Raw genomic sequence first — 23,526 nt, forward strand, 5'->3', positions numbered from 1 at the left:
TTTTTAGTAGTTAATGGCCCTGTTAACGTATGATGGAGAGAAGTACGTCGTATTTAAAGTAGTGGTCAGCATATCGACGCCAGAATCAGCAAAACCCCATTCACCAGCCACAGATCCACCAGAGCACATCAAAACTCCACCCGTAGTCGTCGCGCACATACCTGTGTATGTCGTCTGGACTTTCGAGAAAGTAGTTCCGCTGGCAACAGCGACGGGCGTACTGAATGTTAAATGTGATCCGGCTTCGACAAAGGTATACTGATTTGGCACTGTCGCGTAACCCCAGCATTTCATAGTGCCATCTGTTTTAATACCGCAGCCATTCGAGCTCGACATTGACACAGAAGTATAAGTCGCACCGCCATCAATCACCGTTGGAACATAGACGTAGTTTGTTCCTGTACCGTTTCTTGGGTCACCCCAGCATTTTACTGTATCGGTGGCCGTGATCGCGCAAGTTGCTGAAGCACCAATGCTTAGTTTTTTATAGATGGCACCAGAATCCACGGTGAATGGAGTAAGTTGGGTTGAAGTGCCGCCATTACCGACAGATCCAAAACCATTTGCTCCCCAGCATTTAATTTGGCCGGCCGTGGTGCGCGCGCAGGTGTGATAAGCGCCGCGACCGATTTCAGCGTAAGTGACGCCGGTGTCAATGGTTTTAAATGCAGTGACATCGGTAGAAGTGCCATCACCAATTTGCCCACCGGAATTACGACCTGAACAGCGAAGCTCGTCGGCTGTGGTGATTGCGCAAATTGTACTGTAAGAAACAGAGACGGCCTTGTACGTCGTACCCGGATCAACATTGGTTGGAATATAAGCGGTGCCGCCAACAGCGACGGCGGAGCCGAGCTCGCCGTGGTCATTTTTACCCCAGCATTTTAAGTTGCCGGCGTTATCAATAGCACAGTTGTCGTTATCATGTTGAGCAGCCAGAGTCGTGTAAGTTGTGGTTGGATCAATCGCGATAGCTGCCGGATAGCGATAGGCGATTCTGGAAGCATTGCCGAATACAGTGGATGCACCCCAACAGAATAATTTTCCTGATTTAAGTCCACAGGATTGTGATGAATTCGAGCTGACGTTATTCGTGGCAGGAGTCCAGGAATCCCACTGAGCCAATTCGTAGTTGGTGTACCATTTATTCCAGCTGCCAATGGATGGAGCGTAACCGGCGCCGGCCAAATTAAGTGATTTTGTGCTGTCATACGTAAAGTTACCCCAGCACTTCAATGCGCCACCTGCTGCCCCCGCGGTGACACCACAAGCGCGCTGACCTGTTACTGAAATACTGGTATAGGTTGTGCCTGCATCAACATTCACTGCAGTTGTACTTTGAGTCAGAGTTCCGTTCGCTAGGAGTGCATTGGCATTGCTACCCCAGCATTGCAGGGCTCCAGAAGATAGTAGGGCGCACGTAGTGGTTCTGCCGCCGCTAGTGCTTAGGTCGTCGTTCACTGAAACTGACGTGTATGTTGAGCCGGAATTCACAGAGACCGGAGTTGTGCGATTTGTTGTCGTGCCATCACCAATGGCACCGGTTCCATTATAACCCCAACATCTTAAAAGTCCTGTGGTTGTAACTCCGCACGCGTGACCTGAGCCGATGGAGACATTGGCAAAATTATACGTGGAATCGACGTCAATCGGTGAAGTGGCATTTGTGGTTGTTCCGTCTCCAAGTTCGTTAACTGCATTGTGTCCCCAGCAGCGAAGTTTGTCAGACGAAGTAATTGCACAGGAGGATTTGGCCCCTACTGAGACGTATTTATAGTCATTAGCTGCATCGATTTCTGTCGGAATGTTCAAATTTCCCGTGCCGCCTTGGCCGAGTGCCCCATGCATTCCCTGACCCCAACAGCGAATTTTACTTCCAGTTGTAAGGCCGCAACTGTGGTTCTCGCCGGAGCTGACAAAAGCGTAAGAAACTCCACTATCAATAAGTTCCGGAGTATTCTTATCGACCCCGGCACCATTGTTACCAACTTGTCCGTTTGCATTGCGGCCCCAGCAATAAAGATCGCCATTCGTCGCAACAGCACAAGTGTGTTCATTACCGACGCCGACGTCTTTAAAAGATGTGCCCGGGCTAATTATAATGGCTTCAGATCGGAAAGTCGTAGAAGCATCACCAATTTGTCCGTAGGAATTAAAGCCCCAGCAGCGCAATGAACTGTCACTCATAATGGCACAGCTGTGCTTGCGACCAATAGATGCTTTCGTAACTGTCAAATTCTTCTCGTCATCGGCAATAAAGAACTGCGCCTGGTAGTTATTTGTAGGGTAGGCCATCTCTGTGCTTACATTTGAAATACTAAAGTTAAGAACGCGCTCTCCGCTTGTCAGAGCATTGTCCGGGAAATTGATCGTCACATTTGCAGAAGTGGAGCCGGCTGGAATTGTGACAGACCCGTCAATAAGATCATGTTGTGAAGGATAACTTGCATCACCAGATACTCGATAGTTTGCGATGACATCGTACACTTTTGTGGCGTCCATTGAAATCGTCACGACTTGTGCGCCAGATCCTTCCATGACACGATTCATACGCGATGATGAAATTGACAATGTGTTGTAGGAATCCCTGATCCAAGTCGCGCTGGTCGCAGCCGAAGCCAATTGAAAATTGCCCGAGGCATCGCCGCCCAACACGCACAATGTAACCGGGCCATTAGGGTGCGAGAATACGGTTGTATTGATAGGGGTTGCAACCGCGATTGCTGTTGTGTAGCTGGAGGTCGCGCATGTTCCAGTGGATATAACGTTGTACTTATATTGAGTAATATTAGTACCGCTCACCGTAACGTTGATAGCGCTGCCAGTGTATGTGCCTGTCGGTGCACCCGTAAGGACAGCTACTGGAAGTGGAGCATTGATCACGATGGATTTTTGTCCGGCAAGTGACCCGGCAGATCCTGCTGCAGGCAGAGTACGGGTTGCAGCATTGAGCAGAGCATCGATCAGTGTGCCGTTAGAAATTGTCGCCGCAGATGTATAATCCAAGTCTGCTGACATATCCCCAATGGCAACGGTATAAGTAAAATTCAGGGTCGTCGTACCGGCACCGCTCGCATAAGTCGCATAGCGGGTGGCTCCGCCAACTTCCATTGCGATACGAGGAGATCCAGTTACATTGACGTTTTCATTAAATGTAACGCTAACGTTGATAGCGGCGTTCACGCCATAAGTGCCATCCACCGTCGATGAAGCAATGGATTGTGGGATGGGGCCGACGCTATCTCTGGTCCAAGTGGTTTCGGCCGTTGCTGCTGAATAGTTTCCGTTAGCATCACGTCCAAGGACGCAAACTTTGTAAAGACCTTGCTCCGTTAAACTGCCTGTGATTTTTGTCGCGATTGCGATGTCAGCGCCTGTATAGGCTGCCGTATTTGTACAAAGTTCTGAGCCGCTCGGTGGCACTATAAAATAGCGATAGTGTGTAACACCTGTGCCGCCCACAGTGATATTCAATGTGGCTGCTGTATTTGTGCCGGTTGGAGCACCAGAAATTGTTGCGGTACCTGGTGCTACTGTGTCTTTATAAAAGTTTCGGGTCGGTGAATGAGTATTTCCATTTAGTGCAGTCAATCTGGCAAAGATCGAAAAAGGTGTGCCGGAAGTGTCAGCTAGTCCGGAAAGATTTAAATTTGCAGTCCAGGTGCCAGAGTTACAAGTGGTGGAATTCGAGATTCCCTGGTCCACAGCGCCTAAATAAACCATAAAGTCGACAGTGCGACCGTTCAGGTTACAAGTACCGGAAACCGTGAACGACGAGGCGTTGTTGGAATTGATATATGAAAGATTGGTGGGTGTGGACCATGCCAGAACAGGATTCGAACCATCATGCGTGATTGAATCCGATACGCAGTTTGATTCATTACCAGCGACGTCGCGGGTTTTGAAATAGGCAGTGTTTAAACTATCGGCCGTAGTCAAAGTCCAAATTTGCGCCGTCGTATAGGATTCCCAAGTGCCTCCAGTTAAACATAAGGCATTGTTGGTGATATACATTTCAGTAGCACCCGTGGCAGCGATGGTTACCAGATTCGTCAAGTTGCCAGTATACAGATCATCATTTTTGATTACGAAAGTTTGAACAGTAGGGGCGACAGTGTCTTTTGTATAACTTTGTGAAGCGGGAGTTGCATCCACTCCAGCTGAGCGGCTGTGATTTGCCGTGAATGAAATGGAAGCGTCACTCAATGATGATACGTCAATGGTTTTGCTCCAAGCACCGCCGGAGCAGGTCGCGGACTGAGCACTTAAGCCTGTGATCGTCAAATCCACGGCATTGCCATTTTCAGAGCACGCACCAGAAATGGTAAATGCTGTTGCGTTACCCAGATTGATATAGCTTCCCGACGCCGGAGAGGCAATTGTCACAGTCGGAACAGCTGAAGAGTGATCAATGGAATCTGAATAGCAAGTCGATTCGTTGCCGGCTAAATCTCTAAATTTTGTATAGACAGTATTAGTGGCGTTCGCCGTCGGAAGAGTCCACGATTTTGAGCCAGCAAAGGTTTCCCAAACTCCACCGCTCGCGCAGCCTGAAGTGTTGGTGACGTACATCTCACCACCTGAATCTGAAGTGGTCAGTGTTAGGTTTGCAGAAAGGCTTGTGGTGCCAACGTTACCGTTATTGATTGAGATGGTACCAGTCGGTAAGCCCGTGTCCTTAATGTAAGTCGGCGAAGTGCCGGAGCCACTGTTGCCTGCGACATCTGATATCGCGGCATCCAGTTGGAAGCTCCCTTGCGCAAGGGACGAAAGATTCAGAATTGCAGAGAAGGCAGAGCCCGAACATGTTGCTGTCGAGGTAAAGCTGCTTGGGCCAGTGATGGTGATCGAGCGACCGTTCTCAGAGCAAGCACCGCTAATGGTGAAGGCTGCTACGTTGGCGCTATTGACATAGGAACTTGCAATTGGGGAAGTGATGGAAACAGTGGGATTGATGTTGTCATGAAGAATGTCGTCGCTTACGCAGGCCGTTTCATTTCCATGGCTTTCTCTGAACTTAACGTACACCGTATTGCTGGAATTCGCAGAGGGCAAAGTCCAGGCTTTTGCCGTGGCAAAGGCTTCCCACGCACCACCGGTGGCGCAGGTTGCAGAGTTGGTGACATACATTTCAGTTGCGTCTGTGACATTCAAATTAAAAGTCGCTGAAAGGGAGGTCGTCGCAGCGGTACCTGCGTTAAGGGCCACAGAAGTGATAGTCGGAACAGTGACGTAGCGAGTGGTGATTACAAATTTAGAGCGAGTGTTAGTGTAAGAGTCAGCATGGGTCGCTGACAACGTGATGGTATTGCCCGTTAAGCCAGTGACATCCAGAGTTCTGCTAAAGCTACCACCGGAACATGTGGCCGTGGTGTTGATGGAGCCAATGGCAATCGCCACAGAGGCACCATTTTCAGAACAAGTTCCGCTGACTGTATATGCAGATTGATTTGCCGCTGTTATGCCGACCGCAGATGGAATATCCACTGTGGGAGGGACCGTGTCCTTATCAATGGCGACAGTATAAGCTTTCGGTGTGCCTCCGCCAGATGGAGTGACCGTGAATGTAACGTCGCCGGCGTAAATGCCACTGACAGCACTAAGATCAATGCCGCGAGTCCATGTACCAGTTGTTGCGCAAGTGAAAGTTAGAATGTTTGCAGCAGAAGGGGCCGACACGGTCACTGAAGCGCCCTGACCACAACGACCAAAGAAAGGAACTGAAGCAACATTGGCTTCATTAACCAGGCCACCTGCCGCAGTCGTGTTTACTGCAAACGAATCCTGATAAATAACTGGAGAAGAACAAGCCGAAGGAGTGACCTTGCCGGTGACATCCATTGAATAGACACGGAATGTATATTGTTGGCCTTCATCTTTCAGGAAGGAAGCAGTGTTTTCACCAGTGTCTGCGCCAAGCTGAATGGAGGGGAGGATCGGGTCCTCGCAGCTCGCGCCTTTATAATAGAGCAGTTCCTGTTGTACGATTTTTTCGCTGGTCGGAGCGGCCCATTGAGCTTGCAGGTCACCGGATGAATTTAGAACTTGTTGGTCCCAGGCCAAGGATGAGGCTGAATTAGATGAAAGCTCTTCCAACGAAAGATCTATGGAGCAACCCACGAGAAGTACTGGGGCTAAACTCAATGCGAGCTTTAGGATACAGTTATTTAAATACGTTCGGGTATGTTCCATGAATAACTATTCGGTGTTACCAGAATATTTATTAGATTTTGATTGGGTTAACTTATTGAAGTCAGGTCAAAGTTTCACAATTGTAACCACGAAGGTGAATAGTGGTGTTTCAAGTTGATACACTGAGCGGAGTTAATTTGTGTTTATTTATTGTTTCACAAACGGCAGTCTTTCAGTCATCTGATAGCGAGTTTGTGGAGTCTTGCCATCAAGCTCACTGCTGGCTGTGCCCATGAACATCAAAAGGGGAGTCTGCGCTTTTATCTGGTAAGTGGAATAAAGAATCTCGCCCTCATCCGGATTTTTGTATTCATCACAAACAAGCCCGGTGACCACTTTTGGAGTGCCGGTTTTCCAATCCTCAAAACCACACCAGTTGATCAGGTTTAAGGCTTCGGTGACGCCTTCAGTGAGGCTGGTGTAAGAAGTCTCCACGGTGGTCATATCGATAAACCGATCCACGGCCTTCACTTTATAATTCACCTGATAAGTCAAATAAGCCTTCGTGCACTTCTCATCCTCATAGGCTACATGGGAATACTTCCAGGCAGCACCTTGAACCGACAAAGTCGAAATCAAAGAATCATCCCCCATCAAGTAGCAGCCCTTCACGTACTCTCCATCAACATTATTATGAGCCTGAGGAGCCGCGAACAAAATCTGAGTCAAAAAAAGCGCAAGTCTAACCATCCCCAAACCCTAACAGGCGCCTGCCAGTTTTTTGATACGCGCCGCTCCACCATCCCAAAACTGGCCAAAATGTGGCTGCCACTTTTTGGTCGGTTTTCAGTGAGCTTTCGTTTCCGCATTTAAGCCGAGATCGCTTGAATTGGAATTTAGGGGCAGGTAGGGTCCGCCCATTAAAAAGGAGTCCGATATGCGTATTTTCGCTATGGTTATGACGATGGTTCTTTCTTCTGCAGCTTTTGCTGGCACAAACATGTGCGCAACTTACAAATCTGAGCGCATGTTGAATGCGATCAACACCGTGGCCGCTCGTGAAGAGATGAGCTTCGATGAATTGTGTAACTTTGCGAAACTTTTGGGAGTTGAAGCAATGCCATCGCAAATCGTAAACGTAAAGGGCGAAGCAATTCCTTACACACGCGTGCAATTACACATGTCTGAAACAAGCTGCCTGTACATGGTTCGTGACGCTGACCAAGTGATCACAGAGGCCCGCTGCTACTCCGCTTGGTAATAAATTCCAACGCACCGCAGGCCCCAAAAGTGGCAGGCACCTTTGGGGATTTTTTTTGGTGGGTTCCATAGTTGTTCAATGGTGTTTTTGTAGTCTTGGACTATGAGCTCGCAGATGATTGCGGGTTCTGGTTGTAAGGATAGGACTATGGAAAGAATATTGAATGCGCTTTTGTTTTCGATCATTTCAATGGCCGCTGCCGCAGCGATAGGTGCTCAAGGGCAGTCGCCGCAAAAACCTGCAGGGGAGGGGAACGAACTTCTTCGCTGCATTTACACTTCCCAGGCGGATCAGCAAAGTTCCTCACTGGCGACGGTGAAGCTTGGCTTCAAATTTCTTCTGCAAAGAAACAACGACAATCACATCGCTGTCGACACCTATACGCTGAATGATTCAAGTCAGCTGGTGAAACAAATAAGCCACGCGGAAGTAATCAGTTCCGTCGCCGCAATCAAGTCGACCACCAAAGCCTCCGATCTGGTGTCCGGACTGACTTTGGCAGAGGATTCGCCTTTTGATTTCCAGATTGCACTCGATTCAAGTGCTTCAGACAGTAACGGCAGATTTTCTGCTGTCGTCGGCACCGTCACAACGTTCGCCGGAGAAGTGTACTCGAATCTTTCAGTAAATTGCCGCTTGCCTCCAGCCGCAATCTCGCCGCAAGCGCTATCGCCTTCGCAGTCCCAAACGCAAAGTCTGCCCTTGAATTAGCAATCAAAGTCCCAGGATTTGTTGAACGAGCTTCGGCACTTCAACAGAAGCCGCTCCGATTAGATGCTGATCAAACGCGCGGGAGATTTCGGTGTCTTTGACATTGATTTCAATCTTGCGCGCCTTCCAGGCCAATTGCACAAAACCGGCGGCCGGGTAGACGTTGCCGCTGGTGCCGATCGAGATAAAATAATCCGCCTGCTCCAGGGCAAAATAAATTTCGTCCATGTGGTGAGGCATCTCGCCGAACCAAACGATATCGGGTCTCAATGCGCCCTTGATCCCACACTGAGGGCAACTCTCATTTACTTCTAAATCTTCATTCCAGACGATCACTTCTTCGCAAGACAGGCAGCGAACTTGGTCCAAACGCCCATGCATGTGCAGCAGATTTTGCGAGCCAGCCTTTCGATGCAGATTGTCGACATTCTGGGTGACCAGCAGGAAGGAGCCCTCCCACTGACGCTCTAACTCTGCCAAAGCGAAATGAGCGGCATTAGGCTGCACATTGGGGTCTTTCAATTGAGATCGTCTCGCATTATAGAACCGTTGAACCAACTCTGGGTTTCGATGAAATGCCTCGGGAGTCGCCACGTCTTCGATGCGATGATCCTCCCACAAACCGTTTTGATCTCTGAAGGTGCGAATTCCAGACTCCGCGGAAATGCCCGCTCCTGTTAGAATAACGATGTTTTTGAAGAGGTGAGAGTTCAAATTTATGCCTCGTGACAAGGTGTTCAACTCGTTGAGCTTTCAACTGATTTTCATTAGGATGTGGCGTTCTTTACAGAAAGGCAATTACAATGGCTTCTAAAATCGAAACTACACCGGATATGGTGCAGGCCGTTTACAAGAAGACAGCGGAGCGTATCGCTGTTGTTGGTAAACGTTTGAACCGTCCTTTGACTCTTGGAGAGAAAATTCTTTTTGGTCACTTGGACGACCCACAAAATCAAGATCTAGTTCGTGGCGAAAGTTTCTTGCTACTAAGACCAGACCGCGTAGCCATGCAAGATGCGACAGCACAAATGGCTTTGTTGCAGTTCATGCTTGCAGGTAAAGATGAAGCAGCGGTTCCTTCCACTGTTCACTGTGACCACTTGATCCAGGCTTACAAAGGTTCTGGCGTGGACATGACAGTTGCCAACCAAACAAACAAAGAAGTTTATGACTTCTTGGCAACAGCTTCTTCCCGTTACAACATCGGCTTCTGGAAACCAGGCGCTGGGATCATCCATCAAGTAATCTTGGAAAACTATGCATTCCCAGGTGGCTTGATGATCGGTACTGACTCTCACACTCCGAATGCGGGTGGTTTGGGTATGTGTGCTGTGGGTGTTGGTGGTTCTGACGCTTCTGACGTGATGGTTGGTCTTCCATGGGAAGTTAAAAATCCAAAATTGATCGGTGTACACCTAAAAGGTAAACTTGGCGGTTGGGCTTCTGCAAAAGACGTGATCTTGAAACTTTGCGGAATGCTGACTGTAAAAGGTGGTACGGATAAAGTTGTTGAGTACTTCGGTGAAGGTACTTCTTCAATCTCTTGTACTGGTAAAGCGACGATCACGAACATGGGTGCGGAACTTGGCGCAACTTGCTCTGTATTCCCATACGATGACCGCATGGGTGCTTACCTGAAATCAACTGGTCGTGATGAGTTGGCAAAAGTTGCTGACGCTCATAAAGACCTATTAAGCGCTGACGCTGACGTTATCGCGAACCCAGGCAAATACTTCGACGAAGTTTACGAAATCGACTTGTCTGCATTGGAACCACACCTTGTGGGCCCGCATACTCCAGACTTGGCTCGTCCTATCTCTGCACTTAAAAAAGAAGTGGCTGAGAAAGGTTACACAGTTAAGATTTCTTCTGCGCTTATCGGTTCTTGCACGAACTCTTCTTACGAAGATATCGGCCGTGCCGCTTTCGTTGCGAAACAAGCGATGGAAGTTGGTTTGAAAATGGAAGCTCCATTCTTGGTGTCTCCAGGTTCAACACAAATCCAAAACACGATCGAGCGTGATGGCCAAATGGCGACGTTCAATGAAGTGGGCGCGACAGTTCTTGCGAACGCTTGCGGTCCTTGTATCGGTCAATGGAGACGTGACGACATTAAAGCTGGCGAGAAGAATACAATCGTAACTTCTTTCAACCGTAACTTCCGCGCACGTAACGATGCGAACCCAGAGACTTTGGCGTTCATCGCTTCTCCTGAAATCGTAATGGCGTTGGGTCTTGCGGGTCGTTTGGATTTCAATCCTGCGACTGACGAATTGGTTGGTCCAAAAGGCACAATCAAATTGCAAGCTCCAGTGGCTCCAGAGTTGCCTGCTAAAGGCTTCATCGCTGACACTGAAGGTTACCAAAAACCAGCAGGTGCAACAGCTCAAGTGGCTGTGAATCCTTCTTCAGACCGTTTGCAACTTCTTTCTCCGTTCACTAAGTGGGATGGTAATGACTTCGTTGACAACTTGGTTCTTGCGAAAGCAAAAGGCAAATGTACAACGGATCATATCTCTCCGGGTGGTAAATGGTTGAACTACCGTGGTCACTTGGACAACATCTCTAACAATATGTTGTTGGGTGCGGATAACGCATTCACAGGTGAAATCGGTAAAGGTAAAAACCAACTGACTGGCGAAACTGGTATCGAGTACGCGCAAATCGCACGTAACTACCAAAAAGCTGGTAAAGGCTGGATCATCGTGGGTGACGAAAACTACGGTGAAGGTTCTTCCCGTGAGCACGCAGCGATGTGCCCAAGACATCTTGGCGCTTCTGCAGTAATCACGAAGTCTTTCGCTCGTATCCACGAAACGAACTTGAAAAAACAAGGTGTGTTGGCTTTGACTTTCGTAAATCCAAAAGACTACGACAAGATCCAAGAAGCAGACAAAGTTTCCCTGGTAGATCTTAAAGATCTGGCTCCAGGCAAGAACGTGAAAATGATCCTGAAGCACGCTGATGGCTCTACAGAGACTATCGAAGCGAAGCACACATACAACGCAGAACAATTGAAATGGTTCCGCGCTGGCTCTGCGCTTAACTTGATCCGCGGTCTTTAGTCGATACTCCGGCGCTGCCGGAGTTCTTAAATGCTAAAAAGAAAAACCCACAGTTTGAAAGAACTGTGGGTTTTTTATTTTCGACGTAGAAGGTAAGTCCGTACCTAGATTTTTTTGATGACGATATCTTTCGGCAGGCGGAAGCGTTCGCCCCAGAGGCCTTCGGGATCGCGGCGGCCGACGGAGATGATCATCACCACACGGGCGCGACAGCTTAAACGCAAAATCTTTTTCACGCGTCTCTCATCGAAGCCTTCCATCGGGCAGGTGTCAAATCCTTGAGCTGAGATTGCCAGCATGAAGTTTTCAGCGGCAAGTGCCGTGGATTTAACGGCGACCTCTTCGATATCCCGCGAAGACCAGGGCTTGCGCGGCATTGGTTTGAAGATTCCCATGATGTTGAACATCAGCCACTTCACCGGAGCCAAAATTCTCCAGGAATACACAAAAGGCATCAGCTTCGTGTAATAGGTCTTCACCGCCGCCGGAGCATTGGGGCCTAGATGTTCCAGGTTTGCCAGCTGAGCGATCTTCCACGTTGTGGGATCTGCCACAAAGGCCACCAACTCCTGGGCAGTGCGAGCCGCTCCCTGATTCATACAGGCAAGGGCCGTTTCTTTCTTGGGACCTTCATTGTGAATCCAGTAAATCCGCCAGGTCTGCATATTCGAGGAGTTTGGCGCCAGCAGGGCGGCATCCAGGGCTTTATTCATCACCTCGGACGGGACAGCTTCCGGGGTGTACTTGCGAATACTTCTACGGGCATTGATAGCATCAAAAAATTCCATAGCTTTATTAGAGGCCTGAGTATTGTCAGAGGCAATATGTTTGGAGCAGTTTGTGTCACTGAACTCAGGTTTTAGGCAGTCGATCCACGTGGTTTCAATAAGTTAACCTGCCTAATGAGTGGCCCTTAATTTGCTCTTTAGGCTGCGATTATGAAAAACACAGTACGTTTTCTCATTTATATTACATTGATGCTGGTCCCGGCTTTCTATGCTTTTGCAGAGGAGCAGATCCCGTCACAGGAAACTGTTGAAACGGAACTGGTCGAAAAAACTTTGGAACCTGCCAAGGTAATCGACAAGGATCACACCGTCATTAAGCTCTCCGATACAAAAGTATTCACCTTGGATGCTTATCCCGATGTTGAGGTGATGAAGGAAGCCCTGGGTTTGAATGTTCCAGAGAAGGTGCGTGCTCAGGTCCTTGCTCGTGGTGGCAAGATCGAAGACGTGAATCCCTTGGAGGCTTATGAAAAGCTCTCCGATGAAAATAAACAAAAATTCCGTGAAATGCGTCTGCATTATTTGACCAATGCCGCCCAAGTTCTGAACTCCACAAAGTTCGCTCTGGGTGCTGGAAGCCTTGTGGGCAATGGCTTTAGCTTTATCAAAGTTAAAACCAAGCAGGCTTTTGGAAAAGAGACTCCGCAAACGGAAAAATTGCATCGTACATTCGCTCAGCGCAGTGATCAGGCTATTTTGTCTGTATTAAAAGGCATGGATTACAAGCTGTGGTCACAGGCTCCGTTATTGATTGATTCCAATGAGATTGGTCTGAGTGCCTCCGTCGGTATCGTTGCTGAAACAGGAGTTATGAAAAGGGGCGCAGGCGGAGCTGAGGAAATGGGCCTGAGCCTTGCCTATAACAAGACCAAGAAAGCCTTTGTATTTGAGATTTTCCATAACACCGAGAGATTTGATAACACCAAAGCCGCGATTTCTGTGATTGGTGTAGTTGCAAAAACCGGAATGACAATGGGACATCGTGAAGGGGCTGAGACTTTAAAAGGTCATTCCTTTTATCCTCCGGCGATTCCTGGTTTTAGTATGAATTCCCCGGAATATTTCGCAGCAGGTTTCAGCAGCAGTCTGGGTTTGCCGCCGCCACCACTTGCCGATCTTTTGACGTTCACGAATAAGTTTGAGCGCCACTCCCTGATTCGCGTGACCGTGTCACCTGTCGTAAAGGGCTTTGTTCGAATTCAGTTTGGCGATGTGAAGGGTTCATTTAAAACAGTCGTTTATCGTTTCGCTGATATGTTTAAATCGATTGCTTATAAACTTCATTTGCTAAGACGCCCGGGACTGTGTTCTGCTGTTTTTGTAACCGCAGCATAAAGGAAGTCCCTCGTGCCCGAAGTCATCAAAAACCCAGCTCTTAGAACGGCCGTTTACTTGCTGGGTGTGGTGTCTTTGATTTTGGGAATTATCGGCGCCTTCCTGCCAATTCTTCCCACAACTCCTTTTGTAATTTTATCCGCGTTTTGTTTTGTCAGAAGCTCGCCCAAAGCGCACGGCTGGCTGTACAGCCAACCCTTGTTTGGAAAAGCACTTAGTGACTGGGATCAGCACAGAGCGATTTCAAGACGCGCCAAGATTCTGGCTGTTTCGATGATGGCTTTGTCGGCGTTAATCATGTGGTCACGCGTGAACAATGTTATTCTCAACACAGTCATCTCCCTAATTCTATTCAGTGTCGCTGTATTCATAGTTTCCAGAAAAGAGATTTGAAATGAGTCTTGAGATTTTTTTTAAGCAACTCATTCAAAAGACCGAAGCCTCCGAGGAAATCACCAACGCCGGAACGGACGAAGAAGGGTTCTACAAGCCCACACGCACGATTCTACTGCGACATTTGCAACTTTTAAAAGACCTGCATAAAAAGCCGCTGGCAAAACCAATGCTGCGCCAGTCTTGGGAATATGTCGTCGAACATTTACCGGCAGAGTGGCTTGTTCCAACTGACAAAGCCGATCAGGAAGAGTTAAAAAAAATGCTTTGATCAGCTAAGATCTCAGCATGTGTTTCAAATTTTCCTTCTTACTGCCGTTATCACTCTGGTTACTATTTGAATCGGCTTCTGCTCAGCCGACAACGGGTCCTGCCGCGGTGACTGGGAAGACTGTCACATTCATTGCCTCTAATTTGCGTAATGGAGGTGTGAAAACCGTCAGTGATTCATTTGTTGAAGCAGCAGAAAAATTAAAATGGCGCGTGCAGGTGATTGACTGCGCCGGCAAGAAGAACAGTGTTGTTCAAGCCATGGAAAATGTCGTGAAGGGTGGGGTTGACGGCATTATTTTGGGAGGATTCGACGGCGCTGACCATCGGGAACTTATTAGAAGAGCACAAAAGCAGGGAATAAGAATTGTCGGCTGGCATGCGGCTGCAAAGCCAGGACCCAATCAGTATATGTTCACCAATATCACCACCGACCCCGAGACCGTAGCGCGATCAGCCGTGGAGCAGATAGCTCACGATGGAGGAAAAAAGGGCGGTATCATTCTTTTGACGGACCGGGACTATTCGATGGCGACCGCGAAAACTCTGGCCCTGAAACATGCCATCGAAAAAATACCTCATTTTAAATTGCTGCTTATCGAGGACCTACCTCTTTCAAAATCGGATCAAAAAATTCCGAATCTGGTAAAAGCCTGGAATCAAAGATTCGGCAGTTCGTGGACTCATACCGTAGGGATCAATGATCTTTACTTTGATCATATGGCGCGTGCATTGCGAGCTGTGGACCGCGAAGATGTGGTGGGAATTGCCGCAGGGGATGGGGCTCCGGAAGCCATCCAAAGAGTCACGGAGCAGGAGTTTCCGCAGTTGGTGACAGTGGCCGAGCCCTTACGCACTCAAGGTTGGCAACTGGGGGACGAGATGAATCGGGCTTTTGCAGGCCAGCCCCCCAGCAACTATCAAACAGAACTTATTGTCGTGAGTAAAAGAAACTTGGATGGTTTGAAGCCCGATAATATCGAAGCCAATATTCCTTATCGCAAAGCCTACTTAAAAATCTGGTTTCCCAAGGGCAGTGTTAAGTAATTGGACACGGCCTGAAATTACTACCCAAACAAACTCCTTAGCAGGCCAACATCTGTGCGGTGAAGTATAACAGAGCTGCAATGAAAGCACTTCTGATCACCACCATTATCACTCTTTCCTTTGGGACTTCTGCTCAGGCTCAGGAAGAATCCTTCGTCACAGTTTCTGCTGTGGGCGATGTTATGATGGGGACTGATTATCCGACGGACAAGCTTCCTGCTGATCAGGGGCGAAAACTTTTTCGATATGCTGAAAGCTACATCAAAACCGGTGACGTGCGCTTTGCAAATTTTGAAGGAACTTTGTTTGACGGAGTCAAAGGAGCCGGAGCCAAAAGCGAAGGCAGCAACCGCCATTTATTCCGCACGCCCACAGAGTTTGCGCGCACCTTTGCAGATGCCGGCTTTAACGTTGTCAGTTTGGCAAACAATCACGCGAATGATTTCGGTTCGGAAGGGCTGTACTCCACTCAGCAAACTTTGCGTTCCTATCAAATTCAGTCATCAACCAAACGTGGTGCTGAGGTTGCTTCCTTCAATGTGCGTGGTTTGCGAGTGGCGGTGATCGCCACGGATTATTACCCAGGAGCGCGTAGCATTTCGTCTCCCGAGAAAACCTATCAAGAAATTCGCGAACTAAAAAAACGCTTCGACATTGTGATTGTTTCCGCGCACGCCGGGGCCGAGGGCTCTGATGCTTTAAGAACCCTGAATCAGACGGAATACTACATGGGAGAAAACCGCGGAAACTCGGTGGCTTTTGCCAGGGCAGCCATTGATGCTGGTGCGAGCTTGATTCTGATGCATGGACCGCATGTGCCTCGGGGGCTGGAAGTTTATAAAGGTCATCTGGTCGTTTACAGTCTTGGAAATTTCGCCACCGAGCGTGGGATCAGCGTGCAGGGGACAGCAGGCCTTGCCCCATTATTGCTGGTTAAACTTGATTCCAAGGGCCGCTTTCAAAAAGGCTCCATCACGTCCTTTGTGCAAAACCGCGAAAAGGGTGTAATCTACGATAGAACCCAGGCCGCTTATAAGCTGATGCAAAACCTGTCTTATAGTGATTTTAGCGCTTCAGCCCCGTTGTTTGACCCCTCCACAAGTATGATATCTCCGCGCTAAATTGCGGTTATTGCGCCTAGGTAACGAAGCGTGAAATAACTATATTCCCCACCTGTGGTATTTAAATTCCGGCCGCATAAGTTTACAATCCGCGTCAATATGCGTTGGATTCCCTTACTACTTTTGATCGCTGTGCTTTCCGCCTGCAATTCCGAAAAACCGGAAACGCGCGAGGATAAATTGAATCAAGGTTTTGATTACCTTGATCAGCACAACTACGACCAGGCGATTTCGTATTTTCAAAAATTACTGAAGCAGGATCCGCATCCCCAAGTACGTATGGCCCTGGCATCGGCTTACGCTTCCCGCGCAGGCGTGCGTATCGAAAACATTTATAATTTTGTCGTCGTAAAACACCAGCCACAAATGCGCATGCAACTTTCCAATTTAAACTTTTCGGCGCAAACCAATGAAGTGATTCATGGGCTTGAGGATTTCATCGCCCAGTGGGAGCAGGTGCCTTCGGTGTCGGCGACAGGCCGTCGCGATTTGGAAAAAGCCGTGGGTGTACTGGCCGAGACCGACAACGCCGGAGCGCGATTGTACAGCGCAGTTCTTAGAGTCGTTGCCTTGAAAGCCAATGTGGCTGATGGAATTTTGTCGTGGGACCTGCAAACGCAAAACAAAAACAAAAAGCTTTGCATCCAGGATGTGCGTCCTTGGTGGGAGTGGACTGAAAAAGTCATTGGTTCCCTGGATATCCTAGGGGCGGATTTGGCCAAGGCCTTTCCACAAAAGAAAACTGAACTTGAGGGCTATCTGGCGCAACTGGCGCAGGTAAAAACACAGATGGCTCTGGTTAAAATTCCAGTGGGGGAGCAATGCTTCTAAAAGTATTCGCTTTCCTATTGCTAAGTTCCTCGATAGCTCAGGCAGGATCACTGCCGGGATATCTGCGTGATGGCAGCAGTCGCTTTTTGTATCGCTCCTTTGGATCCGCTTGTTATTCCATGGACAGTATCGAGCAAGGTCTTCCTTGTAATCCGGCCTTTGTTGCCAAGAATGAAAAGCGTCGCTTCGGCAGTGATTTATTTCTTGGTACCAACATGGACTACCTGAGCGATATTGATGATCTGGTGAATGGCCGTGCAACTCCTGAACAAGTGGGCCGCATATTTTCCCGCCGGGATGCCTCCCAGGCTGAAGGGTCACTGCAGGCCTCGTTTCAAGCAAACACCTGGGGCGTTTCGATCGAGCCTTATCGTGTCGTCTTCTACACGGATATTCACAATTCTGCTTTGCCGGCGATCAACTTTGTTGCGGCTGAAGAGCAAAATATCAAGCTGCAACTTTCCTCTTACGTCAGAGAAAACTTTTATGCCGGTGTTCAACTGCGCTACTCCCACGTGCGTTTCGTGGGCGACTACCTCATGCTGACCGAAGCCTTTGCCGGGGACTCGGCTGAAATCTTTCGCGCGCGCACACAGAATTTGTTTTTCATCGAGCCAGGCGTTGTCTATGCCTGGGATGATGAATCGTGGCAGCCGCAGATTTCCGCGATGCTTTCGCAGTGGGGTTTTTCAGATGAAAAATCTGATCAGTACCCGGTAAAACCTCAAGGCATGGTGGGCGCGTCTATTAAGCCTCCGGTGGGCTTGGGCGTGTTCGAGGTCGGCACTCAGTTCGCACTTAATAGCGATACTGAACATTGGCAGGAAGCTTTCAGAGCGGCCATGGCCTATCAAATAGGAATTCTGCAACTTGCTGTCAGCGGTGGTCAAAGGGATCACTCCGCAGGATTTAATCTGGTTTATCAAAACATCACCAGTGGTCTTTCCTACTGGGGTGAAGACCAGGATAACGGCGTTTATATCTCTTTCGGAGTTAAGCTATGAAGTCGTTATTCATTGCTTTCATAACGATGCTGCTTTTGTCCGTGCATGCCCACGCATTCATGAATAGCGACAACGGTTACGAGGGACTTCCTGAGTGGTCGAATTTCCGGGAGTTCGTGAAGCTGCAGCAGGAAGAGGACGAGCGCATGGGGATCAGTTATATGATCTCTGGTGGTATTGCTGCCGTCGGTGGGGTTGTGGGGTACGATCTTTCCAACGATCCACTCAGCCGCAGTGTTTATGCGCTGACTTCGACGGTGGGGATTGCTGCCATCGGTTTGGGTGCGAGCTACTATTGGACCGGAAACGAATACGACAGTTTTTATTTTGCTTTGGAAAATTCCAGTATTTCCCTTCAGGAAAAAAACCGTATTCTGCAAAGGTTTCTGGAGCGTGAACGTGATAAGCGCGAATCGCGCCGCTGGATTCGTGTGGTGACCCACTCTTTGATTGCGGCGGCCAATTTCTACAGTGCTTCGCGGGAGACGAACGGGGATGTAAAGCCCGTGTTTGTGTTCCTGGGAACGGTGAACACGGTACTGGCGGTTAGCTACGCATTCTAAAATATGCGTTGATAGCTAAGTGACAGATTTCCGCGGGCATCGGGTGTGGATTGAGTCTTAAAGCGTTTGGTGCTCATCTCGTAACTGTAACCCAACTCAACATCCCAACAGCGAATCACAAAGCCCGCGCTGCCTGCAGTGACCAGAGGGCGTTTCTCGACAGAGGCGCTGTTGCCATCGGAGTTACCATCCAGGAAAATGTCGCGAATAACGATTTTTTCGTAGAGTCTGAATACCGTAAAGATTGAAAAATCACCTTCGTAGGCATTGATCGTGCGGTAGCCCATATCATCTGGGATATTGTAACCCCAGCGCAAAATACCACCGACCTCAAGGTGAGTGTCGACATTCCCCAGGGATCCACCATAGAAGTAAATAAAGTCGGAATCAGCAGCGCCCTCGTAACGATACGGCATCACGGACTGCTTCATTTTAACATTGAGACCCAGTTCATTGTGCAGTTGATAGTCCCAGCCTTGAGCCTGATCCACGCCAATTACACGATGCCAGAGGTTCTGAGTTTCCTCTCCCAAAGCGGCAGGCCCCACAACACCTAAATCTATTGAATAGACATTAAGTAGATTCCCTTCACGTGTGCCCATGGATGTCGTTAAAAACAACCAGCCCGCATACGGTTGGTCATCGGGATCAGGGATCGGAGCTTCTGTATCTTCGGGAGTATAGATGAACTGCGAAAGAGCAAAGCTTGAATACAATTTAGTGGACGGTGAGAAGTTGTCTTCAAAGCCCTTGGTAAAACCGAACAACCCACTTTGTATAATACCAACAGATAAATTGCTGGTGAGATGGCGATCTGTGTGCTCGGGACCCGTGAAATAGTCGTTCCCAATATCTAAAACAATCTGTCTTCCGCCTTCGTCAGCATGTGCTGAAAATTTAAGCAGTATAAATAAAGATAAAATCAATATCGAAAGTTTTCTTGGAGTCACAAGTCCTCGTATCTATTGGTAACTTTACATTACATAGGACACTTTTGCTGTAATGTTAAATGGAAAGATTTCATAAATCAGGTGAAATTTACGCGGCAGGTAAAATCGAATTGTCTTTGTGCGTAATCGAGAGCATTAAGACCGCACAACAAAAAACATCATTCCAAACTACAGGAGAAAAGAATGAAAAACATGATCCTTGCTATCGCCGCTCTTATCGTTGGTCAAACTGCTAACGCAGCTATCTCTGCTAACTCTTCTTGGGAACAAATCTTCGCTGCTAAAGGTCCATACCAAATCGTAGCTCCAGCTGTATACATGGGCCGCGCTATTGATTACACTTTCGTATGTGTTGATGGTAACGAACTACGCACTCAAAAACCAGTAGACATCGTTGTTACTAAACAACCAACTAACCAAAACGGTCGCACAGAGTTCGAAGTTGTTGGTTCTGAAATCCTTTCTACTCCAATCAACTACACTCAAACTGAATCTTTCTGCGATTCTTCTAAAGGTGACAAAACTGTTTGCCGTGACGTTACTTACACTGGCACTTACCCATTGACTGTTAACGTAAAAGTTTACTCTCAAGTTGGTAACGAAGCTCCAGCTCGTTTGCTTTTCACTAAAGCATACACAGTTCCAGCTTGCGAATCTGCATCTGTTAACTAATTAATTAGTTAAATTGAACAAGCTTAAAAAGCCCGCTCTCGAGCGGGCTTTTTTTTTGCCTAAAAGGTGCCAGGTCCTACTTCTTGGCACACTGCTTACGTAAATAGGACCTGGCACCTTTTAGAAGTGCCAGTTTTCGATTTGCAGGTATTCGCTGTTATTGTGACCGGTCATCTCGTAGCCTTTTAGGCCCTTGGGGATGATCGAGGTGTTTGAACGGTAGTAGCTTGGCAATTGCGGAAGTTCTTCGGTGTAGGCCGCTAGGACTTTACGCATGAATTCGATGCGCTTGGCGGAATTGAATTCTTCAGTTGCTTGCACCAACAGTTTGTCTACTTCTTTGTTTCTCCAACCCGAACGATTGTGGCCGGACCAGCCGTTGCCTTGTGATGGCACCATGGTGGAGCTCATCGTACCCAGTGGCACCATGTTCGGGGATTCCACCCAAGTCAAAGCGGCCATTTCAAACTTTCTTTGGCGTAGAATTTCGCCGAAGAAGATTCTTGCTGGGAAGCTTTTTAGAACTACTTCCAAACCCAATTGTTTCCACTGATTTTGTAAGTAAACCGCAATCATCTCGTTCATCTTGTTGTCGGCCACATTGGTCATCGTGAGCGACATCTTTTTGCCGTCTTTGTAGCGATAACCATCCTTTTCCATTTTCCATCCCGCTTCATCCAGCAGGCGTTGTGCTTTGATGCGACTGTAAGGGTAGAGTTTTATGATTTTTGGATCTTCGGTGTACCACTCGTCAAACGGAGTCGAGAAATGCAGTGCCGGGGGCTGCTTACTGTCGAAAAAGGACTTGGCCATCTCGCTTCGATTGAAAGAGCAGTTTAAGGCCTGACGGACTTTCAGATCTTGCAGGATGGAGTTGTCCAGATTCAGTTCAATATGGGCATACATGGAGCCGGCCACGTATCTGACTTCATAAGGAAGATTCTGGGATTTTACTTTTTTATCGAAGGCCAAAGTCTGATCAAAGCTCATACCGGACGAGGAGGTCATGTCGACATTGCCGCTCATCAGATTGGCTTCCATGGAAGTGGAGTTCAGAATGAATTTAAAGATCACTTTCTTAAAGTAAGGCTTTTTGCCGTAGAACTTTTCATTCGGAACCAAAACGATGTGACTGCCTTGCTTCAATTCGCTGACACGGTAGGGACCGTTGTACAGGCCGGGCTCAGTGATTTTGGATGAGTAGAGGGAGTTGCGTTCGTAGGTCAGCACCTTGCCTTTGTATTTTTCAAAGACTGGCATCTCCAAATGTGCGGGGATCAAGCGCGGCATTGAAACATAAAAGTTGTATTGGGCCTTATCAAATACGACCGTACATTTTTTTGGATTGGCTTTATCGATGACGATGTCTTTGACGTTGTCATAGTCATCGCGATTGGGCGTTGCCACCAAGTCATCACTGCCGATTTTCCAGCCGGCTTCGAGGTCACGACAGGTGACGGGTTTGCCGTCGCCCCATTGAGCGGATTCGATAAACTCAATGTCTGCTTTTAAGTGGGTACCGGTTTTAGCCGTGAAGATCTGAGCCTTCTTGTTTTCAATCGTCGGGATTTCCTTGATCAGCACAGCCTTGGGTTTTCCTTGCGGAGTGATCATGACCAGTGGGCGCATGATCGCATCCTGAACCAGGCCTCCCGCAGCCATGGTGTTTACAATCGGATGGATGGTGTCGAATTCGGCATTCACGGCAATGCGCAGTTCGTCTTTGGGATTGGCCAGTGCCACTGGCGATAGCAGAAGTGCGATGGATGTGATGACCCATGAATGTAGCATTATTAAATTCCGTTCTTCCAGGTTCGAGCCATGAATCGCGCGGTCTTTCCGGATAACACTTCCAGTGCTTTTTCCAGGTTGCGATCTTTGGCTTCTGTTGATTTTAATTGGCTGAAATATCTTAATACTTCTTTTTGTCGGCTGGGCGGGAGATTTTTCCAATTCGTTTTTGCTGTCGGATTTTTTCCCAGAGCTTTGGAGAACCATGGAGGCATCCGATGTTGAGGTCCGTTTTTATATTCCGAATTGAAATGAATTTCGACTGTGACTGTGTCTCCTACGGTGGTGTTGGAGGCTTTGCGGACGGCACCGTGTAAATACAAATAGAAGCTGCCATCGCCGACCGGCATCATGTTGATGGGCCAAGAGCCTTTAGGCTGACCATTGATTGTAATTAAGACCGGCAAAGGCTTTCGCCAGCCGGGTTTTAGTTTTGTGGCGCGAGCCGCACTTACCAAAATATAGGGATTACCGATGCGAATCTCAATGGTTGCCTGAAACTTCATCGTCTCAGCATAGGTTGAAAACCGTTTTAGGTAAATTCAAAAAAATTGCCCCCCGCACTGGAGAGATACGGGGGGCGTACCGCAAGGGAACTCGCACTGGAGAGAGCAGCAAGTTCCCAGTTGAACCTAATAAATCATGATTAAGAAGATCAATGCCAAGCCCAGAATTGCGACTAGCTGGACGAGTGCGTAGGGGGATGGTTTAAACGTTTGCATGTCATACTTCCTCCTGTCTTCCTTACAGTTAAATTATAGTTACAAAGGAGAATTTTCCTGATGATGGCGGTCATCTTTGCTACCGATTATTCGGATTTGGCTGCGATGAAGATCCAGAAAATAAAAAACCCACCCGCGATTAGTCGGGTGGGTTTTGAGTTAAGCTAAAATTTATTTAGACTTTAGTTGATGCTGGCTTGCTTCGGAACTTTAGAAGCATCCACAGTCACTTCAATTTCAACACGACGGTTTTTAGAGCGTGCTGCAGCTGTTTTAGCTGAATCGATTGGATCTGCTGCACCCATGCCTACAGATGAAATTGTCTCTGCAGGTACGCCACCCAGGATCAATTGCGCGCGAACTGCTTCAGCGCGGTCTTTGGAAAGTGGGTTGTTTTTCATCGCTGTGCCGGTGTCATCCGTGTAACCGCGGATTGTAAGTACGTTTTCAGGGTACTTTTTCATGATTTGCGCTAGCTGTGCAATGTTAGATTGCGCTGCTGGTTTCAAGTTAGATTTGCCAGTGTCGAACAGAATGTCTGATTTCAATTTAGTGATCAAACCTTGTTCTGTTCTTTTAGTCTCAGCAATGGCAGCAAGCTCTTTCGCTTGTTTATCCATGCGGTGACCGATACCACCACCGATACCTGCTCCAAGAGCTGCACCGATAAGTGCGCCTTCATTGCGGCGACCTGTTTGGTGACCGATAACAGCACCAGCAACAGCACCAATAGCCGCGCCGATACCAGCACCTTTAGCAGCATTTGGATTTTCTTGTGTAGTTGCACAGCCAGTTGCGATCATCGCTACAGCTGTTCCGATTAGAACTAGACGTTTCATAAATAGGACTCCTTCATTTATTTGTGAACAG

20 protein-coding genes are annotated in these 23,526 nt (G+C 48.1%); 12 read left to right on the top strand and 8 right to left on the bottom strand.

Annotated features, from left to right (window positions below):
* Window positions 1-3: 3 nt before the first annotated feature.
* A complete protein-coding gene (locus tag AAAA73_RS14825; protein ID WP_340599253.1) occupies window positions 4-6,192 on the bottom strand; it encodes an RCC1 domain-containing protein in 6,189 nt (2,062 codons plus the stop codon).
* A 147-nt stretch (window positions 6,193-6,339) separates the two neighbouring features.
* Window positions 6,340-6,882, bottom strand: a complete 543-nt coding sequence (locus AAAA73_RS14830) for a hypothetical protein (RefSeq protein ID WP_340599254.1) — start codon at window positions 6,880-6,882, stop codon at window positions 6,340-6,342.
* A gap of 187 nt (window positions 6,883-7,069) precedes the next feature.
* On the opposite strand from AAAA73_RS14830, the gene AAAA73_RS14835 reads away from it, so the two are divergent.
* Together AAAA73_RS14835 and AAAA73_RS14840 are read left to right on the top strand one after the other, a co-directional pair.
* The gene (locus AAAA73_RS14835; protein WP_340599255.1) at window positions 7,070-7,393 is read left to right on the top strand and encodes a hypothetical protein; all 324 of its coding nucleotides are present in this window, start codon (window positions 7,070-7,072) and stop codon (window positions 7,391-7,393) included.
* 147 nt (window positions 7,394-7,540) lie between these two features.
* The gene (locus AAAA73_RS14840; RefSeq protein ID WP_340599256.1) at window positions 7,541-8,104 is read left to right on the top strand and encodes a hypothetical protein; all 564 of its coding nucleotides are present in this window, start codon (window positions 7,541-7,543) and stop codon (window positions 8,102-8,104) included.
* A gap of 3 nt (window positions 8,105-8,107) precedes the next feature.
* Here AAAA73_RS14840 and cobB read toward each other — a convergent pair whose 3' ends face one another.
* Window positions 8,108-8,818: a Sir2 family NAD+-dependent deacetylase gene (gene cobB / locus AAAA73_RS14845; protein ID WP_340599257.1), complete on the bottom strand. Its 711-nt coding sequence runs from the start codon at window positions 8,816-8,818 to the stop codon at window positions 8,108-8,110.
* A gap of 89 nt (window positions 8,819-8,907) precedes the next feature.
* Here cobB and AAAA73_RS14850 point away from each other — a divergent pair, with 89 nt between their 5' ends.
* Window positions 8,908-11,169: an aconitate hydratase gene (locus AAAA73_RS14850; RefSeq protein WP_340599258.1), complete on the top strand. Its 2,262-nt coding sequence runs from the start codon at window positions 8,908-8,910 to the stop codon at window positions 11,167-11,169.
* Window positions 11,170-11,273: 104 nt separating this feature from the next.
* On the opposite strand, the gene AAAA73_RS14855 is transcribed toward AAAA73_RS14850, so the two are convergent.
* The gene (locus AAAA73_RS14855; protein ID WP_340599259.1) at window positions 11,274-11,957 is read right to left on the bottom strand and encodes a nitroreductase family protein; all 684 of its coding nucleotides are present in this window, start codon (window positions 11,955-11,957) and stop codon (window positions 11,274-11,276) included.
* Window positions 11,958-12,107: 150 nt separating this feature from the next.
* Here AAAA73_RS14855 and AAAA73_RS14860 point away from each other — a divergent pair, with 150 nt between their 5' ends.
* The 8 genes from AAAA73_RS14860 to AAAA73_RS14895 all read left to right on the top strand — a co-directional run bounded on the left by AAAA73_RS14860 (window position 12,108) and on the right by AAAA73_RS14895 (window position 18,521).
* The gene (locus tag AAAA73_RS14860) at window positions 12,108-13,292 is read left to right on the top strand and encodes a hypothetical protein (protein ID WP_340599260.1); all 1,185 of its coding nucleotides are present in this window, start codon (window positions 12,108-12,110) and stop codon (window positions 13,290-13,292) included.
* A gap of 12 nt (window positions 13,293-13,304) precedes the next feature.
* Window positions 13,305-13,685, top strand: coding sequence for a YbaN family protein (locus AAAA73_RS14865; RefSeq protein WP_340599261.1), 381 nt, complete (start codon window positions 13,305-13,307; stop codon window positions 13,683-13,685).
* A 1-nt stretch (window position 13,686) separates the two neighbouring features.
* The gene (locus tag AAAA73_RS14870; protein WP_340599262.1) at window positions 13,687-13,956 is read left to right on the top strand and encodes a hypothetical protein; all 270 of its coding nucleotides are present in this window, start codon (window positions 13,687-13,689) and stop codon (window positions 13,954-13,956) included.
* 17 nt (window positions 13,957-13,973) lie between these two features.
* On the top strand, window positions 13,974-15,002 hold the full coding sequence (locus AAAA73_RS14875; protein WP_340599263.1) for a substrate-binding domain-containing protein: 1,029 nt from the start codon (window positions 13,974-13,976) through the stop codon (window positions 15,000-15,002).
* Between the two features lie 80 nt (window positions 15,003-15,082).
* Entirely contained in the window at window positions 15,083-16,123 is a 1,041-nt protein-coding gene (locus tag AAAA73_RS14880) for a CapA family protein (protein ID WP_340599264.1), read from the top strand.
* A 99-nt stretch (window positions 16,124-16,222) separates the two neighbouring features.
* On the top strand, window positions 16,223-16,954 hold the full coding sequence (locus tag AAAA73_RS14885) for a hypothetical protein (RefSeq protein WP_340599265.1): 732 nt from the start codon (window positions 16,223-16,225) through the stop codon (window positions 16,952-16,954).
* Window positions 16,945-17,958, top strand: coding sequence for a hypothetical protein (locus tag AAAA73_RS14890; RefSeq protein WP_340599266.1), 1,014 nt, complete (start codon window positions 16,945-16,947; stop codon window positions 17,956-17,958). The genes AAAA73_RS14885 and AAAA73_RS14890 overlap by 10 nt, the downstream gene beginning before the upstream one ends.
* Window positions 17,955-18,521 carry a hypothetical protein gene (locus AAAA73_RS14895; protein ID WP_340599267.1) on the top strand — a complete coding sequence of 189 codons (567 nt, stop codon included), beginning with the start codon at window positions 17,955-17,957 and terminating at the stop codon, window positions 18,519-18,521. The genes AAAA73_RS14890 and AAAA73_RS14895 overlap by 4 nt, the downstream gene beginning before the upstream one ends.
* On the opposite strand, the gene AAAA73_RS14900 is transcribed toward AAAA73_RS14895, so the two are convergent.
* Complete coding sequence (locus tag AAAA73_RS14900; RefSeq protein WP_340599268.1) at window positions 18,518-19,447, bottom strand: lipid A deacylase LpxR family protein; 930 nt, start codon at window positions 19,445-19,447, stop codon at window positions 18,518-18,520. The genes AAAA73_RS14895 and AAAA73_RS14900 overlap by 4 nt on opposite strands.
* Before the next feature lie 207 nt (window positions 19,448-19,654).
* Here AAAA73_RS14900 and AAAA73_RS14905 point away from each other — a divergent pair, with 207 nt between their 5' ends.
* Complete coding sequence (locus tag AAAA73_RS14905; protein WP_340599269.1) at window positions 19,655-20,143, top strand: hypothetical protein; 489 nt, start codon at window positions 19,655-19,657, stop codon at window positions 20,141-20,143.
* A 120-nt stretch (window positions 20,144-20,263) separates the two neighbouring features.
* Here AAAA73_RS14905 and AAAA73_RS14910 read toward each other — a convergent pair whose 3' ends face one another.
* From AAAA73_RS14910 to AAAA73_RS14920, 3 genes are all read right to left on the bottom strand, one after another.
* Window positions 20,264-21,934: a peptide ABC transporter substrate-binding protein gene (locus tag AAAA73_RS14910; protein WP_340599270.1), complete on the bottom strand. Its 1,671-nt coding sequence runs from the start codon at window positions 21,932-21,934 to the stop codon at window positions 20,264-20,266.
* Window positions 21,935-21,936: 2 nt separating this feature from the next.
* A complete protein-coding gene (locus tag AAAA73_RS14915; RefSeq protein ID WP_340599271.1) occupies window positions 21,937-22,440 on the bottom strand; it encodes a YdeI/OmpD-associated family protein in 504 nt (167 codons plus the stop codon).
* A gap of 398 nt (window positions 22,441-22,838) precedes the next feature.
* Window positions 22,839-23,495 (bottom strand): OmpA family protein, encoded by a 657-nt coding sequence (locus AAAA73_RS14920; protein ID WP_340599272.1) that lies wholly within the window; start codon window positions 23,493-23,495, stop codon window positions 22,839-22,841.
* Window positions 23,496-23,526 lie beyond the last annotated feature (31 nt).

This window comes from Bdellovibrio sp. GT3 (genome assembly GCF_037996765.1).
Lineage (GTDB): Bacteria > Bdellovibrionota > Bdellovibrionia > Bdellovibrionales > Bdellovibrionaceae > Bdellovibrio.

Bases quoted from the DNA above. Each gene is read 5' to 3' on its own strand.
- AAAA73_RS14915 (WP_340599271.1), bottom strand. From the start codon at position 22,440: ATGAAGTTTCAGGCAACCATTGAGATTCGCATCGGTAATCCCTATATT.
- AAAA73_RS14870 (WP_340599262.1), top strand. From the start codon at position 13,687: ATGAGTCTTGAGATTTTTTTTAAGCAACTCATTCAAAAGACCGAAGCC.
- AAAA73_RS14830 (WP_340599254.1), bottom strand. From the start codon at position 6,882: ATGGTTAGACTTGCGCTTTTTTTGACTCAGATTTTGTTCGCGGCTCCT.
- AAAA73_RS14880 (WP_340599264.1), top strand. From the start codon at position 15,083: ATGAAAGCACTTCTGATCACCACCATTATCACTCTTTCCTTTGGGACT.
- AAAA73_RS14910 (WP_340599270.1), bottom strand. From the start codon at position 21,934: ATGCTACATTCATGGGTCATCACATCCATCGCACTTCTGCTATCGCCA.
- AAAA73_RS14840 (WP_340599256.1), top strand. From the start codon at position 7,541: ATGGAAAGAATATTGAATGCGCTTTTGTTTTCGATCATTTCAATGGCC.
- AAAA73_RS14920 (WP_340599272.1), bottom strand. From the start codon at position 23,495: ATGAAACGTCTAGTTCTAATCGGAACAGCTGTAGCGATGATCGCAACT.
- AAAA73_RS14890 (WP_340599266.1), top strand. From the start codon at position 16,945: ATGCTTCTAAAAGTATTCGCTTTCCTATTGCTAAGTTCCTCGATAGCT.
- AAAA73_RS14885 (WP_340599265.1), top strand. From the start codon at position 16,223: ATGCGTTGGATTCCCTTACTACTTTTGATCGCTGTGCTTTCCGCCTGC.
- AAAA73_RS14895 (WP_340599267.1), top strand. From the start codon at position 17,955: ATGAAGTCGTTATTCATTGCTTTCATAACGATGCTGCTTTTGTCCGTG.
- AAAA73_RS14855 (WP_340599259.1), bottom strand. From the start codon at position 11,957: ATGGAATTTTTTGATGCTATCAATGCCCGTAGAAGTATTCGCAAGTAC.
- AAAA73_RS14905 (WP_340599269.1), top strand. From the start codon at position 19,655: ATGAAAAACATGATCCTTGCTATCGCCGCTCTTATCGTTGGTCAAACT.
- AAAA73_RS14860 (WP_340599260.1), top strand. From the start codon at position 12,108: ATGAAAAACACAGTACGTTTTCTCATTTATATTACATTGATGCTGGTC.
- AAAA73_RS14850 (WP_340599258.1), top strand. From the start codon at position 8,908: ATGGCTTCTAAAATCGAAACTACACCGGATATGGTGCAGGCCGTTTAC.
- AAAA73_RS14875 (WP_340599263.1), top strand. From the start codon at position 13,974: ATGTGTTTCAAATTTTCCTTCTTACTGCCGTTATCACTCTGGTTACTA.
- AAAA73_RS14825 (WP_340599253.1), bottom strand. From the start codon at position 6,192: ATGGAACATACCCGAACGTATTTAAATAACTGTATCCTAAAGCTCGCA.
- AAAA73_RS14835 (WP_340599255.1), top strand. From the start codon at position 7,070: ATGCGTATTTTCGCTATGGTTATGACGATGGTTCTTTCTTCTGCAGCT.